This window comes from Geodermatophilus sp. SYSU D00708, assembly GCF_054050115.1.
Genome location: NZ_JBJGYS010000017.1, coordinates 52,562 through 68,501, shown reverse-complemented (window position 1 = coordinate 68,501; position 15,940 = coordinate 52,562). Strand labels below are relative to the sequence as shown.

12 protein-coding genes are annotated in these 15,940 nt (G+C 76.0%); 2 read left to right on the top strand and 10 right to left on the bottom strand.

What is annotated here, in order from left to right; all coding sequences use genetic code 11:
• Nucleotides 1-6: 6 nt before the first annotated feature.
• A complete protein-coding gene (locus ACI79D_RS15550; RefSeq protein ID WP_456919338.1) occupies nt 7-1,806 on the bottom strand; it encodes an ABC transporter ATP-binding protein in 1,800 nt (599 codons plus the stop codon).
• A 265-nt stretch (nt 1,807-2,071) separates the two neighbouring features.
• Here ACI79D_RS15550 and ACI79D_RS15545 point away from each other — a divergent pair, with 265 nt between their 5' ends.
• Both ACI79D_RS15545 and ACI79D_RS15540 read left to right on the top strand, forming a co-directional pair.
• Entirely contained in the window at nt 2,072-2,716 is a 645-nt protein-coding gene (locus ACI79D_RS15545) for a response regulator (RefSeq protein WP_456919337.1), read from the top strand.
• Nucleotides 2,717-2,772: 56 nt separating this feature from the next.
• Nucleotides 2,773-3,819, top strand: coding sequence for a hypothetical protein (locus tag ACI79D_RS15540; protein ID WP_456919336.1), 1,047 nt, complete (start codon nt 2,773-2,775; stop codon nt 3,817-3,819).
• Between the two features lie 22 nt (nt 3,820-3,841).
• Here the strand turns inward: ACI79D_RS15540 and ACI79D_RS15535 are convergent, their stop codons facing one another.
• The 9 genes from ACI79D_RS15535 to carB form a co-directional block, all read right to left on the bottom strand.
• Nucleotides 3,842-5,797: a primosomal protein N' gene (locus ACI79D_RS15535; protein ID WP_456919335.1), complete on the bottom strand. Its 1,956-nt coding sequence runs from the start codon at nt 5,795-5,797 to the stop codon at nt 3,842-3,844.
• 241 nt (nt 5,798-6,038) lie between these two features.
• Nucleotides 6,039-7,235, bottom strand: coding sequence for a methionine adenosyltransferase (gene metK / locus ACI79D_RS15530; RefSeq protein WP_456919334.1), 1,197 nt, complete (start codon nt 7,233-7,235; stop codon nt 6,039-6,041).
• Between the two features lie 108 nt (nt 7,236-7,343).
• A complete protein-coding gene (gene coaBC, locus ACI79D_RS15525; protein ID WP_456919332.1) occupies nt 7,344-8,555 on the bottom strand; it encodes a bifunctional phosphopantothenoylcysteine decarboxylase/phosphopantothenate--cysteine ligase CoaBC in 1,212 nt (403 codons plus the stop codon).
• 153 nt (nt 8,556-8,708) lie between these two features.
• The gene (rpoZ, locus tag ACI79D_RS15520; protein WP_012949163.1) at nt 8,709-8,972 is read right to left on the bottom strand and encodes a DNA-directed RNA polymerase subunit omega; all 264 of its coding nucleotides are present in this window, start codon (nt 8,970-8,972) and stop codon (nt 8,709-8,711) included.
• Nucleotides 8,973-9,031: 59 nt separating this feature from the next.
• Complete coding sequence (gene gmk, locus ACI79D_RS15515) at nt 9,032-9,640, bottom strand: guanylate kinase (RefSeq protein ID WP_456919331.1); 609 nt, start codon at nt 9,638-9,640, stop codon at nt 9,032-9,034.
• A 43-nt stretch (nt 9,641-9,683) separates the two neighbouring features.
• Nucleotides 9,684-10,034, bottom strand: a complete 351-nt coding sequence (gene mihF, locus ACI79D_RS15510) for an integration host factor, actinobacterial type (RefSeq protein WP_456919329.1) — start codon at nt 10,032-10,034, stop codon at nt 9,684-9,686.
• A gap of 364 nt (nt 10,035-10,398) precedes the next feature.
• On the bottom strand, nt 10,399-11,277 hold the full coding sequence (pyrF, locus tag ACI79D_RS15505) for an orotidine-5'-phosphate decarboxylase (RefSeq protein WP_456919327.1): 879 nt from the start codon (nt 11,275-11,277) through the stop codon (nt 10,399-10,401).
• A complete protein-coding gene (locus tag ACI79D_RS15500) occupies nt 11,274-12,644 on the bottom strand; it encodes a dihydroorotate oxidase (protein WP_456919326.1) in 1,371 nt (456 codons plus the stop codon). The genes pyrF and ACI79D_RS15500 overlap by 4 nt, the downstream gene beginning before the upstream one ends.
• The gene (gene carB / locus ACI79D_RS15495) at nt 12,641-15,940 is read right to left on the bottom strand and encodes a carbamoyl-phosphate synthase large subunit (protein WP_456919324.1); all 3,300 of its coding nucleotides are present in this window, start codon (nt 15,938-15,940) and stop codon (nt 12,641-12,643) included. The genes ACI79D_RS15500 and carB overlap by 4 nt, the downstream gene beginning before the upstream one ends.

Below are 15,940 nucleotides of genomic sequence, written 5' to 3'. Positions count from 1 at the left end.
TGCGCTTCACGTGTGGTCGATCTCGCGCTGCTCCTCTGCCGCAGCCGCGTTCCCGGCGTAGCCGGTCGCCCCGGGACGTCGTCCGGGCGGCCGCCGCCGGGTCCCGTTCCCCCCGGATGGCGGCGCCCGGTGGGTCCGGTGGTGCGGGGCGATGTGGACGGTCCGGTCGGCGATGGCCGCCAGGACCGGGTCGTGGGTGACCAGCACCACCGTGCGGCCCCGCGTGGCCGATCGGATAGCGCCGACGACCTGCCGGGCGGCCTCGGCGTCGAGCGACGTCGTCGGCTCGTCGAGGAGGACGACCGGCGCGGGCGACACCACCGCGCGGGCCAGGGCCACCCGACGGCGCTGACCGCCCGAGAGCAGGATGCCGCTCTCGCCGAGCGGGGTGTCGTAGCCCTGCGGGAGGGCGGCGGCGAACTCGTCCACCCAGGCCGCCCGGCCGGCCTCCAGGACGTCGGCACGGGTGGCGGCCGGGTTCCCGAAGGCGATGTTGTCGGCGACGGTGCCGTCGAGCAGCCACGGGTCCTGCGGCACGAAGGCCATCTGCCGCCGCAGCTCGACGGTCGGGACGTCGCGGATGTCGACGCCGTCGACGACCACCCGGCCCGCGTCCGGGTCGTAGAGCCGCAACAGCAGGGAGAGGACCGTGCTCTTCCCCGCGCCGCTGGGTCCGAACAGGCAGACGGTCTCGCCCGCGCGGACGTCGAGGTCGAAGTCGCGCAGCACCGGACGGTCGGAGCTGTAGGCGAAGCTCACCGACTCCAGCCGCAGGCCCTCCCGGACGGGGGGCACCGGCCGGGGGTCGACGGGCTCGGGTACCGCCTCGGCGCAGGACAGGACGTCGTGGATGCGCTCGGCACTGGCGTTGGCCTTGGCCACCACGCCGACCAGGCGCACCAGCCCCCGCACCGGCGACTGCAGCTTGCCGAGGTAGGAGATGACCACGAGCAGCTGACCCACGGTGAGCGCGCCGGCCAGCACCTGCAGCCCGCCCGCGACGAGGACGATGCCGGTGCCGATGCTGAGCAGGAAGCTGGGCACCGGACCCCAGCGCGCCTCGGTGATCGCCGCCCGGGTCTGCGCGGCGACGGTCTCCTCGTTGGGCTCCGCGAACATCCGCTCGGCCCGATCGGTCCGGCCGAACGCCTGGACGGCCCGCACGTTGCGCAGCAGGTCCGTGGCCGTCCCGGACAGCCGTCCCGCTGCCCTGCGGGCCTCGCCGGCCGCGGTACGGATCCGTCGACGCTGGTGCGTGGTCAGCCAGGCCAGCAGGGGCAGGACGACGAGCCCGAGCCACGCCAGGGACGGGTCCACCGCGAACAGCAGCACCAGCGCCCCGCCGAGCAGGAGCAGGTCGGGCAGCAGGGACGTGAAGCCCAGCACGATGGCGTCGAGCACGCGGGCGACGTCGGAGGTCAGCCGGGAGACGACCTCTCCGGTGCGCATGCGGTCGTGCCATCGCAACGACAGCGTCACGGCTCGCTGGAACAGGGCGGCCCGCATGGCGCCGCCCGTCCGCTCGGCCGCCCGCTCGGCCCACACGTCGGTCATCACGGCGAGCAGGGCGCCCAGGACGTTCAGGCCGATCAGGGCCAGCCCGGCGACGACGAGCAGCCCCACCGGCCCCAGGCCGGACAGGACGTGCAGGGGACCCTGCAGCGGCCGACCGCCCAGAGCGTGGTCCACCGCGAGGGCGAGCGGCCACGGGCTCAGCAGGGACGCGGTGACCTGGAGCGCCGCCGCCGTGGCGGCCAGCCCGAAGAGCCGAGCCTGAGGCCGGATGAAGGGAGCGGCGACTCGCACGGTCCCCCGGACCCGTGATGTCGTCTGCTCCGGCATGCCGCCCAGCGTTCGCCTCGGGGGGGTGGAGTATCCATCCGTCCCTGGACGTACACCGTTGGTCCCCGGCACGCGGGACCGTGCACGCCGCACCGCGGAGACCCATTTCGAGCCGCGCTCGTCCTATCCTCAGCGGCGTGACCTGGACCACGTCACGGCCGCGGGGGTGGCCGGCGGAACTGCCGGTCCCCGTGGCGGCGTCCCGGGTCACCGCAGTGAGGTCGCGGTCGTGATCCGGGTCCTTGTCGTCGACGACCACGCGGTCGTCCGCCAGGGACTGCTGAGCCTCCTCGAGGAGGGCGTTGGCATGGAGTGCGTCGGGGAGGCAGGGGACGCCGACGGTGCCCTCGGCCTGACCGAGCAGCTGCGCCCCGACGTCGTCATGCTCGACCTCTCGATGCCGGGAGAGGACGGCGTCAGCGTCATCCGCCGGCTGCGGGCCCGCGAGGACCCCGCCCGGATCCTGGTCCTGACCTCGTACGGGGAGGGTCCCCGCGTCCTCGAGGCCCTCGACGCCGGCGCCGACGGCTACCTGCTCAAGCACGCCTCGTCCGACGCGATCCTCGACGGCATCCGGGCCGTCGCCGCCGGGGGCGGCCCGATCGACCCGCAGGTGGCGCCGTCGGTGATCTCCGCGCTGCGGGACCGCGGCCAGAGCGAGGTGCTCACCGAGCGGGAGCGTGAGGTCCTCGAACTGCTCCGCCAGGGGCACTCGAACAAGGCGATCGCCCGCCGGCTGCGGATCGCCGAGGGCACCGTGAAGACCCACGTGACCCACATCCTGCAGCGGGTGGGGGCCGCCGACCGCACGCAGGCGGCGCTGTGGGCCGAGCGCCACCTGCGTCCCGGCCGGGCCGAGGAAGGGGGCGTCTGATGTCCCGGAGCGCCCCGCGGCACCGTCGCGGGTCCCGGGCCCCGCGGCATCGGCAGGTGCCCGGCGTCCCGCCCTTCCTCGTCGACAGCCGGCACCGGCCGGTGGTGGTGGGGCGCGCGGTGGTCCTCCGGCCGCGGCACGAGTGGGCCGGGGTCGTCCGGGTGACGGCCGGCACGCTGACGATCGCCGGCGCCTTCCTGCTCGTCCTGCTGCTGGGGACGTGGACCGGGCTGTCCCTCGTCGGCGGTCCCGGCGTCGCGGACCGCTCCGGGCCCGCCGTGGCGCTCCCCCTGCCCGGGAGCGGGCCGTCGTCCGGCCGGGACGCGCCGCGCCCTCGGGACGCCGTCCCGCCGCCCGGGGAGGTCGTCGCGGTCGTGCCGCCCGCCTCGTCCGGGGCGGTTCTCCGGCCGGCGGCGGCCACCCGCGAGCGCGCGCCCGAGGTGGCACCCGCCTCGCCGGCCGACCTCCCGGCCGGGGCCGCCGCGCAGGTCCCCGTGCCGCCGGCCCGTGCGGCCGCGGTCCCGCCGCTCGCGGCGGCCACCGCGGCCCAGCCACCCCCGGCGGCGCCGGCGGCCGACCCAGTGCCTATCCGCCCGGCCACGCCGGACCCTGCAGTGCCGCCCGCGGCGGCCCCCTCGGGGCCGGAACCTGCTCCGGTCACCGGCACCGATCCCCCGGCTCCCAGCCCCGGCAGCCCGGCGCCCGTCGAGCCGGAGGCCCCGGGTCCCGGCCGGGACGGCCCCGGGGACCGCGACGGGCACGGCGACCGCGACGGGCACGGCGACCGCGGCCGGCACGGCGACGGTGATCGGCACGGCGATGGTGACCGGCACGGCGACCGGCACCACGACGGGGACCGCGACCGGCACCGGTTCGACGACGGCTCCGGGTGGCACGGCGCGGACCCGGGCCGTGGGCCCGACCGCACCGGGCCGTGCCCTCCCGGGGCCGTGCAGGCGCCGGTCGCGACCGGGGCGGCGGCCGCCCCGGCGACGGGGGCTCCCGTCGAGGCGGCTCCCACCGATGCGGCTCCCGTCGAGAGCGCTCCGGTCGCCGAGGCGGCCGTCGAGGAGGCCGTCGAGACCGCGGCCGGCGCGGACTGACCACCTCCGCCGGGGCCGTCGCTCAGACCAGGTCGAGCGGGTCCAGCTGCACGCGGACGTGCTCGGGCGCCTTCTTCGCGCTGCGCACCCCCTGCACCTCCGCCAGCGCGTGTGCCAGCGCCACCCCCTCGGTGCGCGGCACCCGCACGAGGTAGCGCTCCCGGTCGCCGTCCTGACCGGGGCGCAGTGGTTCGGGCACCGGGCCGAGCAGGTCGGCGTCGCCGGGCAGCCGGGCGGCCTCGAGGAACTCCGCCAGCGCCTGCGCCGTCCCCGACAGGGCGGCCATGCGGGTCGCGGGCGGGAAGCCCAGCGCCCGCCGGTCGGCCAGCTCCCGGTCGGCCAGCCACGCGGGGTCCCAGCGGACCAGCGCCTGGACGACGGGGTGGGCGGCGTCCGCGGCGACGACGACCTGCCCGCCGGCCGACGCCGGGCGGACCAGGGTCGCGGCGTTGAGCCAGCGGCGCAGGGTCTCCTCCCCCGCCCGCAGGTCGGCCCGCCCGAGCAGGGCCCACGAGTCCAGCAGCAGCGCCGCCCCGTAGCCGCCGTCGGCAACCGGCTCGGCGCCGGGTGTGGCCACGACCAGCGCAGGTCCGGCGGGCACCGAGGCCAGCACGCCCGAGCCCCGGCCGGAGACCCGCACCGCCGCGCCGGGGAACGCCCGCCCCAGCTCCTCGGCGGTGCGGGCGGCGCCGACCACCGACGCCCGCAGCTTGGTGCCGTGGCAGTGCGGGCAGTCGAACGTCGCCGCGGGGCGGGCGCACCAGCGGCAGGCCGGCACCCGGGAGCCGCCGGGGCCGGGCGTGGGCGAGATGCCCAGCGGCCCGGAGCAGGCCGGGCAGCGGGCCGGCGCCCGGCAGCGGTCGCAGGCCAGCCCGGGCGCGTACCCGGCGCGGGGCACCTGCACCAGCACCGGGGCGCCGTCGGCGAGGGCCTGCCGGGCGACCCGGTGGGCCAGGCTGGGCAGCCGTGCGGTGCGCGCGGCCGGGTCGCGCGCCAGCTCGGCGTCGGCGCCGAGCGCGTGCACCCGCGGCATGGCGGCCCGCAGGACGGCGCGGTCGGCGACCAGCTGGTGCGCCCACCCGCTCTCCACGAGCAGCTGCGCCTCCGCGGTCCGGGCGGTGGCGGCCACGACCGCGGCGCAGGAGGCCAGGTGCGCGCGGTGCACGAGGACGTCGCGGGCGTGCGCGTAGGGGGCCCGAGGCTCGGCGTGCAGGTCGTCCCCGTCGTCCCACACGGCGACCAGCGCGAGGTCGGCCACCGGCGCGAAGACCGCGGCCCGGGTGCCGAGCACGACCCTGGCGCTGCCGCGGGCGGCGTCCAGGAAGCGCCGGTACCGGGCGTCGGGTGCGGCATCGGCGCGGAGCACCACGAAGGAGCCCTTCGGCAGCCGGGCCTCCGCCGCGGCGGCCAACCGGTCGAGGTCGCGACCGTCGGGGGCGACGACGAGGGCGCCGCGCCCGCCGGACAGCGCGGCCTGGCACAGCTCCACCAGCCGGGCCGGCCAGTCCTCGCCGGGCAGCGCGGTCCACACCGCCCGGGCCGGCCGGCCCTCGGCGACCGCGGCCAGCAGCGCAGGGCCGGCCTGGTACCGGGCGAAGCCGGCCGGGTCGGGCGCGGCCGGGGGCGGCGGCGGCTCGGCCGGCGGCCGCTTCTCGGCGGCGGCGCGGCGCGGCGGGACGGCCAGCCGCAGCACGTCGGTCACCGTGCCGCCCCAGCGTTGGGCGACCGAGCGGGCCAGCGCGAGCACCTCGGGGGTCAGCACCGGCTCCGGGGAGACCAGCTTGGCCAGCGGTGCCAGCTTGCCGCCGTGCTCGCTGGTGTCGACGAGCTCGACGACGAACCCGTCGACCAGCTGGCCGGCGAAGCGCACCCGCACCCGGCAGCCGGGGCGGATCTGGCCGGCCAGCTCCTCGGGGACGGCGTAGTCGAACGGCCGGTCCAGGTGGGCCAGGGGCACGTCGACGACGACCCGGGCCACCCGCGGGGTGCGGGCGCCCGGGTCGTCGCCCGAGGCGGGTCGGGTGGGGGCCGAGGTCAGCGGGATCTCCGTTCGGGCGTGGTCGTGCCCGGCAGTGTCTCCGAGGGGTACGACGGCGCCGTGACGCCCCTGGCCCCGCTGCTGGGTCCCGCCGCGAGCTCGCGGGTGGCGGGGCGCAGCGGCGGCCCCGTCCAGAGGCTCGCCCCGAGCTCGCGAGCGGTGAGGAGGACGGAGTCCTTCGTCAGACCCCGGCGGCGGAGCGGAGGGCGTCGACGCGGTCCAGCCGCTCCCAGGGCAGCTCGACGTCGGTGCGGCCGAAGTGGCCGTAGGCGGCCGTCGGCGCGTAGATCGGCCGCAGCAGGTCCAGGTCGCGCACGATCGCCCCGGGGCGCAGGTCGAACACCGTGCCGATCGCCTTCTCCAGCACGTCGTCGGGCACCGCCCCGGTGCCGAAGGTCTCGACGAACAGGCCGACCGGGTGCGCCGCGCCGATGGCGTAGGCCACCTGCACCTCGCAGCGGCGCGCCAGCCCCGCGGCCACGACGTTCTTGGCCACCCAGCGCATCGCGTAGGCGCCGGAGCGGTCGACCTTCGACGGGTCCTTGCCGGAGAAGGCCCCGCCGCCGTGGCGGGCCATGCCGCCGTAGGTGTCGACGATGATCTTGCGGCCGGTCAGCCCGGCGTCGCCCATGGGGCCGCCGATGACGAACTTGCCGGTCGGGTTCACCAGCAGCCGGTAGCCGGTGGTGGGCAGGCCGAGGGCGGCCAGCTCGGGCTCGACCACGAGCTCCTGGACGTCGGGGGTGAGCAGCTGCTCGATCGAGATGTCCTCGGCGTGCTGGGAGGAGACCACGACCGTGTCGACGCCGACCGGGCGGTCGTCCTCGTAGACGACGGTGACCTGGGTCTTGCCGTCGGGCCGCAGGTAGGGCACCGAGCCGTCCTTGCGGACCGCGGACAGCCGCCGCGACAGCCGGTGCGCCAGCGCGATCGGCAGCGGCATCAGCTCGGGGGTCTCGTCGGTGGCGTAGCCGAACATCAGCCCCTGGTCGCCGGCGCCCTGGCGCTCGATCTCGTCCTCGGTCGTGCCGGCGGTCCGGGCCTCGTAGGCGGTGTCGACGCCCTGGGCGATGTCCGGGGACTGCGAGCCGATCGAGACGCTGACGCCGCAGGAGGCGCCGTCGAAGCCCTTGCGGGAGGAGTCGTAGCCGATCGCGAGGATCGTCCGGCGGACGATGTCGGCGATGTCGACGTAGCCGGCGGTGGTGACCTCGCCGGCGATGTGGACCTGGCCGGTGGTGATCAGCGTCTCGACGGCGACCCGGCTGCGCGGGTCCTGCTCGAGCATCGCGTCGAGGATCGAGTCGCTGATCTGATCGGCGATCTTGTCCGGGTGGCCCTCGGTCACCGACTCGGACGTGAAGAGACGGCGTGGCACTGGGGGCTCCTAGTGTTCGGGAACGGGTGGGCCCCGCCGCGCGGGCGGGGGCTTCGGGTGCACGTTACCGGCGCGGCACGCCGGAGGGGCGCCGCGCCGCCGGGGCGCTCAGGGCAGCCGGGCGGCCGCCACGGCCCAGATCCCCGCCGCGACGGCGTCCTTGCCGCCCTCGGGGACGTCGGTCGCGGTCCCGTCCGCGGCGAGCACGACCGCGGCGTTGTCCGGCCGGCCGAAGACCCGCCCGCCGGACACGTCGTTGACCACGAGCAGGTCAGCGCCCTTGCGGGCGAGCTTGGCCCGCGCGTGGGTGAGGACGTCGCCCTCGTCGTCCCCCGTCTCGGCCGCGAAGCCGACGACCAGCTGACCGGTCCGGCGCTTGGTGACCAGCTCGGCGAGCACGTCGGGGTTGCGCACGAGCGGCACCGCGCTGGGCTCGGCGGCGCTGTCCTTCTTCAGCTTGGTCCCGGCGACGGCGGCCGGCCGGAAGTCGGCCACGGCGGCGGACATGACGACGACGTCGGCGTCCGCGGCCTCCGCCAGCATCGCCGTGCGCAGCTCCTCGGCGGTCCCGACCGGGACGACGCGGACGCCGAACGGGGCCGGCAGCTCGACGTTGGCCGCGACCAGCACCACCTCGGCGCCGCGGGCGGCGGCGACCCGGGCCAGCGCCCAGCCCTGCCGGCCCGAGGAGCGGTTGCCGAGGTAGCGGACCGGGTCCAGTGGCTCGCGGGTGCCGCCGGCGCTGATGACGACCCGTCGCCCGGCCAGGTCCTGGGCCAGCGCCGCGGGGCCCTCGGTGAGCACCACGCCGGCCAGGGCGGCGATGTCGGCGGGCTCGGGCAGCCGGCCGGGGCCGGAGTCGGGGCCGGTCAGCCGGCCGACGGCGGGCGGCAGCACGATCGCGCCGCGCCGGCGGAGGGTGGCGACGTTGTCCTGCGTCGCCGGGTGCAGCCACATCTCGGTGTGCATGGCCGGGGCGAAGACGACCGGGCAGTGCGCGGTGAGCAGCGTGGCGGTGAGCAGGTCGTCGGCCCGGCCCGCGGCCGCGCGGGCCAGCAGGTCGGCGGTGGCGGGGGCGACGACGACGAGGTCGGCGGTCTGCCCGATGCGCACGTGGGCCACCTCGTCGACGTCGGACCAGACGCCGGTGGTGACCGGGTTGCCCGAGAGCGCCTCGAAGGTGGCCGCGCCCACGAAGTTCAGCGCGGCCGGGGTCGGGACGACCCGCACCTCGTGCCCGACCTCGGTGAACGCGCGCAGCAGGAGGGCCGCCTTGTACGCGGCCACGCCTCCGCTGACCCCCAGGACGATCCGGCTCATGCGGTCATCCTCCCCCAGACGCGACGACGCCCCCGGCGCGGACCGGAGGCGTCATCACAACTGGCGGGGACGTCGATGACGTCACCAGCGGTCGGCCCCTCTGCAGGGGCCCGCGCCGAGCGTGCGAGGCGTGGGGGGCAGAGGGGCCCTTCCTCAGTTCTCGCCGGCGGTGTGGGTCAGCAGGCCCTCGTTGATCTCGCGCAGCGCGATGGAGAGCGGCTTCTCCTGCGGGGCGGTGTCGACCAGCGGGCCGACGTACTCCAGCAGGCCCTCGGAGAGCTGGCTGTAGTAGGCGTTGATCTGCCGCGCGCGCTTGGCGGCGAAGATGACCAGGCCGTACTTGCTGCTGGTGCGCTCGAGCAGCTCGTCGATCGGCGGGTTGGTGATGCCCTCGGGGGCGGGTGCGACTCCGGACACGTTGGGGCGTGCTCCTTGCGATCGTCAGGCGGGAGTGTCGGGCGGCGGGACCGGGCCCGTCACTCTGAGGCGTCGCTGCTCGGAACGGTGCCGGGCGACGGCGCAGTCAGCAATCCTACCAACTCGTCCGCGGCCCGGACCACGTCGTCGTTGACCACGACCACGTCGAACTCCCCCGCGGCGTCCAGCTCGGCCTGCGCGATCGCCAGCCGGCGCTCCTGCACGGCCGGCGGTTCGGAGCCGCGGCCGGCCAGCCGGCTGACCAGCTCGCCCCACGACGGGGGCGCCAGGAAGACCAGCTGCGCGTCGGCGTCCCGGGCGCGGACCTGGCGGGCGCCCTGGAGCTCGATCTCGAGCAGGGCCGGCGCCCCGGTGGCGAGCCGCTCGCGCACCGGGGCGAGCGGCGTCCCGTAGCGGTTGCCGGCGTACTCGGCCCACTCGAGGAGCCCGTCCTCGGCGACCAGCCGGTCGAACTCTGCGTCGGTGACGAAGTGGTAGTGCACCCCGTCGACCTCACCGGGGCGGGGCCGACGGGTGGTGGCCGACACCGACACCCAGACCTCGGGGTGCCGGCGCCGGACCTCCGCCACGACCGTGCCCTTGCCGACCCCTGAGGGGCCGGACAGCACGGTCAGCCGGGCCGGGGTGCGGTCCTCGGCAGCACTCACCACTCGTCGTCGTCCTCGGCCTCCGGGTGCCTCGTCGAGCGGGTCAGCCCTCCGCGGAGACCTGGTCGGCGGCGACCTTCTCGCCACCGAACTCCGCTTCGAGGGCTCTGCGCTGGTTGGCACCCAGGCCACGCACCCGGCGGGTCGGGGAGATCTCGAGCCGCTCCATGATCTTGGCAGCCCGCGCCTTGCCGACTCCCGGCAGGGACTCCAGGACCGCGGAGACACGCATCTTGCCGATGACCTCGTCGGTCTCCCCCTGGCGGAGGACGTCGCCGACGGTGGCGCCCTTGCTCTTGAGCCGCTCCCGCAGCTCGGCACGGGTCTTGCGGGCCGCGGCGGCCTTCTCCAGTGCGGCGGCGCGCTGTTCGGGGGTCAGGTCAGGAAGGGGCATGGTGCGACCCAATCGTGTCGTCGCCGGCGCTCGTCTCGACCGGCGGGCTCGGTGCGGTGTCGGGGGAAGGCTCGCTGCTGAGCCTGTCGGCCAACCTAGTTCCCGGTATATGCGCAGGTCACGTCCCTCTGAACCACCGAAATCCGACTTTCGGTGACCTCCCGTTCACCGTCCGTCTGCCTGGGCGATGACCGTCCGTCATACGCGCAGGTCACCGGGGGGTTCCTACCGTCCGCGCCGACGCCCCGTTTGCGGACGGTTCCGTCCGACACACCGACGACGACACGCCGACGCATTTCGGAAACCGCAGGTCCGCCCGGGGAGCGAGGGTCGTTGCGCCGGGCCGACGGGTCGGCCGGCCGGCTCACCGGGCCAGTTCGGTCGCCCAGCGGTCGGCCGCGGCCCGCAGCCCGGCGGCGTCCGGCCCGGCGGCGAGCACGTCCCGGGAGACGGTGGGGACGACGGCGACGTCCGACCCGAACAGCCGCCGCAGGTCGGCCACCGAGCCGCCCTGGGCGCCCAGGCCGGGCGCCAGCACGGGGCCGCCCAGGCCGGCGAGGTCGACGTCCAACGCGGGCAGGGTGGCGCCGACGACGACCCCGAACGAGCCGGTGGCCGCGCCGAACCGGCTGCTCAGGTCGCGGACCGCGGCGACGTCGGGCAGCGGGTCGCCGACGACCCAGCCCGGGGTGTTCCAGCCGCGGACGGTGTCGACGACGACCTGCGCGACGGACCGCTCGCCCACCCGCGCGTGCTGCAGCGTCCCGGCGTCCGGGTTGGACGTGCGGGCCAGCACGAACAGCCCGCCGCCGTGCTGCCGGGCGGTGTCGACGGCCGGCAGCAGCGAGCCGGGCCCGAGGTAGGGGCTGACCGTCATGGCGTCGGCGTACAGCGGGTGCCCGGGGCGAAGGTGGTCGGCGTAGGCGTCCATCGTCGAGCCGATGTCCCCGCGCTTGGCGTCGAGCAGCACCAGGGCCCCGGCGGCCCGGGCGCGGGCGACGGCGTCCTCCAGCACGGCCAGCCCGCGGGAGCCGTGCCGCTCGTAGAAGGCCAGCTGCGGCTTGAGGACGGCGACGGTGCCGGCCAGCGCGTCCACCACCGCGTCGGTGAACCGGGCCAGGCCCTCCGGGCTGTCGGCCAGCCCCCAGCGCTCCAGCAGCGGCACGTGCGGGTCGATGCCCACGCACAGCGGCCCGCGGGCGGCGACGGCGTCGGCGAGCCGCTGACCGAAGGGGGCCGTCACGACCGCACCGCCCGGGGCAGGGTCTCCCCCAGCGTCGCGATGCAGTCGCGGGCCAGGAACGGGTCGGCGAAGGCCCCCGACGCGGACTGCACCGCGTCGGCGCCGGCGGCGAACAGCGCCGCGAACGAGGCCGGGTCGGTGACCCCGCCCATCGCCAGCACGTCGAAGGAGTGCCCGCCGTCCTCCCGCAGGGCCACCAGGCGCCGGGTGAAGTCCAGCGCCGACCCGCGCACCGCGGCGCCGGACAGCCCGGCCAGCTCGCGGCCGGGGAAGGTCGCCTCGCCGTCGCTGCGGCGGACCCGGCTCTGCAGCGTGTTGATGCCCGCGACGCCGTCGACCAGCGGGGCCAGCCGGGGCACCAGAGCGGCCAGGCCGGGCCCGTCGAGCCAGGAGAGCTTGGCCACCAGCCCGGTGCGGTCGTCCAGCGCCCGCCGCACCGCCTCGACGACGGCCACCGTGGCGTCGGCGTCCAGGCACAGCGGTGGCTTCACCCCGGCCGCGGACCGGTCCAGCGTGTTGGGGCAGGAGAGGTTCAGCTCGACGACGGGCGCACCGGCCTGCTGCGCCAGCACCGCGGTCCGGGCGAAGTCGTCGACCAGGGCCGGACCGTCCCCCTCCCCCATGACGCTGACCAGCAGCAGCTGGTCGTCGCCGAGCGCGGCCAGCGACCGCTCGAGGTCGGGCACCCACTCGTCGGGGGCGAGGGACGGGACGCCGAAGGAGTTGACCGTGCTCACCTCGGGAGAGCCCGGCGCGACCCAGTCCCACGGGTCGGCGGTCACCTCGGCGGCCGCGCCCGCCGGGAGGCTCGCGGTCTCCCGGGCGGCGAAGACCCAGTTGGGCTGCGGGTTGGGCACGGAGGCGCAGCTGCGGACGGTCTTGTAGGTCAGGACGCTGTAGCCGTTGCCCGCGAAGTGGCGCACCCACTGCTCGCCGCCGTTCAGCACGCACGCGGGCACCCCGATCGGGAAGCCGACCTCCCGGCCGAGGACCCGCCAGCGCCGCCCGGCCGCGACCGGCCGCTCGGGCAGCCTGGGGCCGACCGGGGTGGCCAGGTTGTCCTGGTAGGACCCGAGGACGTCGTAGGCCGGCGTCCGGACCCCGGCGGCCGCGAGCACGCCGCCGTGCCCGGCGAAGAACAGCACCCGGGTCAGCAGGGGCAGGTCCTCGTCCCCGGCCGTCCCGGCCGCCAGCCGGCCGGCCAGCCCGCGGGCCGCGGCGGCCAGCGCGTCGAGCTCGGGCCGGGGCGGGCGCGCGAACCGGGTGACGCCGGCCAGGAAGGCGTCGGTCAGCCCGTCGAGCAGACCGCGGCCCACCAGGTCCTCGCGGACCCGGCGGACAGCGGGCACAGCGGGGGCCGCGGTCACGAGCGCGGCGTCGCGGCCAGCGCGGCGTGCACCTCCTGGAGGCTGCGGACGCCGACGCCGCCCTGGCGCAGCGCCTCGATGCCCTGCACCGCGGCCGCCAGCCCCTGCACCGTGGTGATCGACGGAATCCCGGCGGCGACGGCGGCGGTGCGGATCTCGTAGCCGTCCAGCCGCGGCCCGCTGTTGCCCGGCGACCCGAAGGGCGTGTTGACCACGATGTCGACGTCCCCGGCGAGGATCCGCTCCACGACGTTGCCCGGGCCCTCGCTGAACTTGCCGACCACCTCGCAGGCCACGCCGTTGCGGCGCAGCACCTGCGCGGTGCCGGAGGTGGCCAGCACCCGGTAGCCGAGGTCGGCCAGCCGCTTGACCGGGAAGATCGCCGAGCGCTTGTCCCGGTTGGCCAGCGAGACGAACACCGTCCCCGTGGTCGGCAGCGGCCCGTAGGCGGCGGCCTGGGACTTGGCGAACGCCGTCCCGAAGCCGGTGTCGAGGCCCATGACCTCCCCGGTGGACTTCATCTCCGGGCCGAGCACGGTGTCGACGTTCTGTCCCTCGACCGTGCGGAACCGGTGGAAGGGCAGCACCGCCTCCTTGACCGCGATCGGCATGTCCGGGGGCAGGTCGGCGCCGTCACCGGTGGCCGGCAGCACGCCGGCGGCGCGCAGGTCGGCGATGGACTCCCCCACCGCGATGCGGGCGGCGGCCTTGGCCAACTGGACGGCGGTGGCCTTGGAGACGAACGGCACCGTGCGGCTGGCCCGGGGGTTGGCCTCGAGCACGTAGAGGATGTCGTCCTTCACCGCGTACTGGACGTTGAGCAGCCCGCGGACGCCGATCCGGGCCGCCAGCTGCTCGGTGGCCGCGCGGATGCGGACCAGGTCGGTGGCGCCCAGGGTGATCGGCGGCAGCGCGCACGCGGAGTCGCCGGAGTGGATGCCGGCCTCCTCGATGTGCTCCATGACGCCGCCGAGGAACAGCTCGGAGCCGTCGTAGAGCGCGTCGACGTCGACCTCGACGGCGTCCTCGAGGAACCGGTCGACCAGCACCGGGTGCTCGGGGCTGACGTCGGTGGCCTTGGCGATGTAGGCCTCCAGCGTCGCGTCGTCGTAGACGATCTCCATGCCCCGCCCGCCGAGCACGTACGAGGGCCGGACCAGCACCGGGTAGCCGATGGCGGCGGCGATCTCGCGGGCCTCGGTGAACGTCGTCGCCGTGCCGTGCTTGGGGGCGAGCAGCCCGGTGTCGGCGAGCACGCGGGAGAAGGCGCCGCGGTCCTCGGCGGCGTCGATCGACTCCGGCGAGGTGCCCAGCACCGGGACGCCGGCGTCCTTGAGCCGCTGCGCCAGGCCCAGCGGCGTCTGCCCGCCGAGGGTGCAGATGACGCCGGCGACCGGGCCGGCGGCGCGCTCGGCCTCGACCACCTCGAGGACGTCCTCGAAGGTCAGCGGCTCGAAGTACAGCCGGTCGGCGGTGTCGTAGTCGGTGGAGACGGTCTCGGGGTTGCAGTTGACCATCACCGCCTCGTAGCCGGCGTCCTGCAGCGCCTGGACGGCGTGCACGCACGAGTAGTCGAACTCGATGCCCTGCCCGATCCGGTTGGGTCCGGAGCCGAGGATGAGCACCGCCGGCTTCTCCCGCGGCTCCACCTCGGTCTCCTCGTCGTACGAGGAGTAGTGGTACGGGGTGCGGGCGGCGAACTCCGCGGCGCAGGTGTCGACGGTCTTGTAGACCGGCCGGATGCCCAGCCGGCGGCGCAGCGTCCGGACGCCGTCCTCCCCGGCCAGCTCCGGCCGCAGCGAGGCGATCTGCCGGTCGGACAGGCCGTGCCGCTTGGCGCGGCGGAGCAGCTGCGAGGTGAGCGCCGGCGCCTCGCGGACCTCCCGGCCCACCTCGGCGACCAGGGCGATCTGGTCGACGAACCACGGGTCGAACCCGCTGGCCGCGGAGACCTGCTCGACGGTGGCGCCCGCCGCCAGCGCCCGCTCGGCCAGGTAGAGCCGGCCGTCGACCGGGGTGCCCAGCGCCTCGAGCAGCTCCTCGGCGGTCGACCCGTCGTCTGCTCCGGTCCAGAAGCCGGCCGCCTTGGTCTCGGTGGACCGCATCGCCTTGCCCAGCGCCTCGGGGAAGTTGCGGCCCAGCGCCATGACCTCGCCGACGCTCTTCATCGTCGTGGTCAGCCGCGGGTCGGCGCCGGGGAACTTCTCGAACGCGAACCGCGGGATCTTGACGACGACGTAGTCCAGCGTCGGCTCGAAGGCCGCCGGCGTGACCCCGGTGATGTCGTTGGTGATCTCGTCGAGGGTGTAGCCGATGGCCAGCTTGGCGGCGATCTTGGCGATCGGGAAACCGGTGGCCTTCGACGCCAGCGCGCTGGACCGGGACACCCGCGGGTTCATCTCGATGACGACCAGCCGGCCGGTCTCCGGGTGGACGGCGAACTGGATGTTGCAGCCGCCGGTGTCCACGCCGACCGCCCGCAGCACGGCGATGCCGACGTCGCGCATCCGCTGGTACTCGCGGTCGGTGAGGGTCATCGCGGGGGCGACGGTCACCGAGTCGCCGGTGTGCACGCCCATCGCGTCGACGTTCTCGATCGAGCAGATGACGACCACGTTGTCGCTGCGGTCGCGCATGAGCTCGAGCTCGTACTCCTTCCAGCCGAGCACCGACTCCTCGATGAGGACGGTGTGGACGGGCGAGTCGGCCAGCCCGTGCCCGGCCATGCGGCGCAGCATCGGCTCGTCGGTGGCGATGCCCGAGCCCAGCCCGCCCATGGTGAACGACGGCCGGATGACCACCGGGTAGCCGACCTCGGCGGCGGTCGCCAGCGCCTCCTCGACGCTCGCGCACACCTTCGACCGGGGCGCGTCGGCGCCGATCGACCGGACGATGTCCTTGAACATCTGCCGGTCCTCGCCGCGGTTGATCGCGTCGACGTCGGCGCCGATGAGCCGGACGCCGTACTTCTCCAGGACGCCGTTCTCGTACAGGCCGATGGCGATGTTCAGCGCGGTCTGTCCGCCGAGGGTGGCCAGCAGCGCGTCGGGGCGCTCCTTGGCGATGACCTTCTCGACGAACTCCGGCGTGAGCGGCTCCACGTAGGTGGCGTCGGCGACGTCCGGGTCGGTCATGATCGTCGCCGGGTTGCTGTTGACCAGGCTGACCCGCAGCCCCTCGGCCTTGAGCACCCGGCAGGCCTGGGTGCCGGAGTAGTCGAACTCGGCGGCCTGGCCGATGAGGATCGGCCCGGAGCCGATCACCATCACGTGCGAGATGTCGGTGCGCTTGGGCAT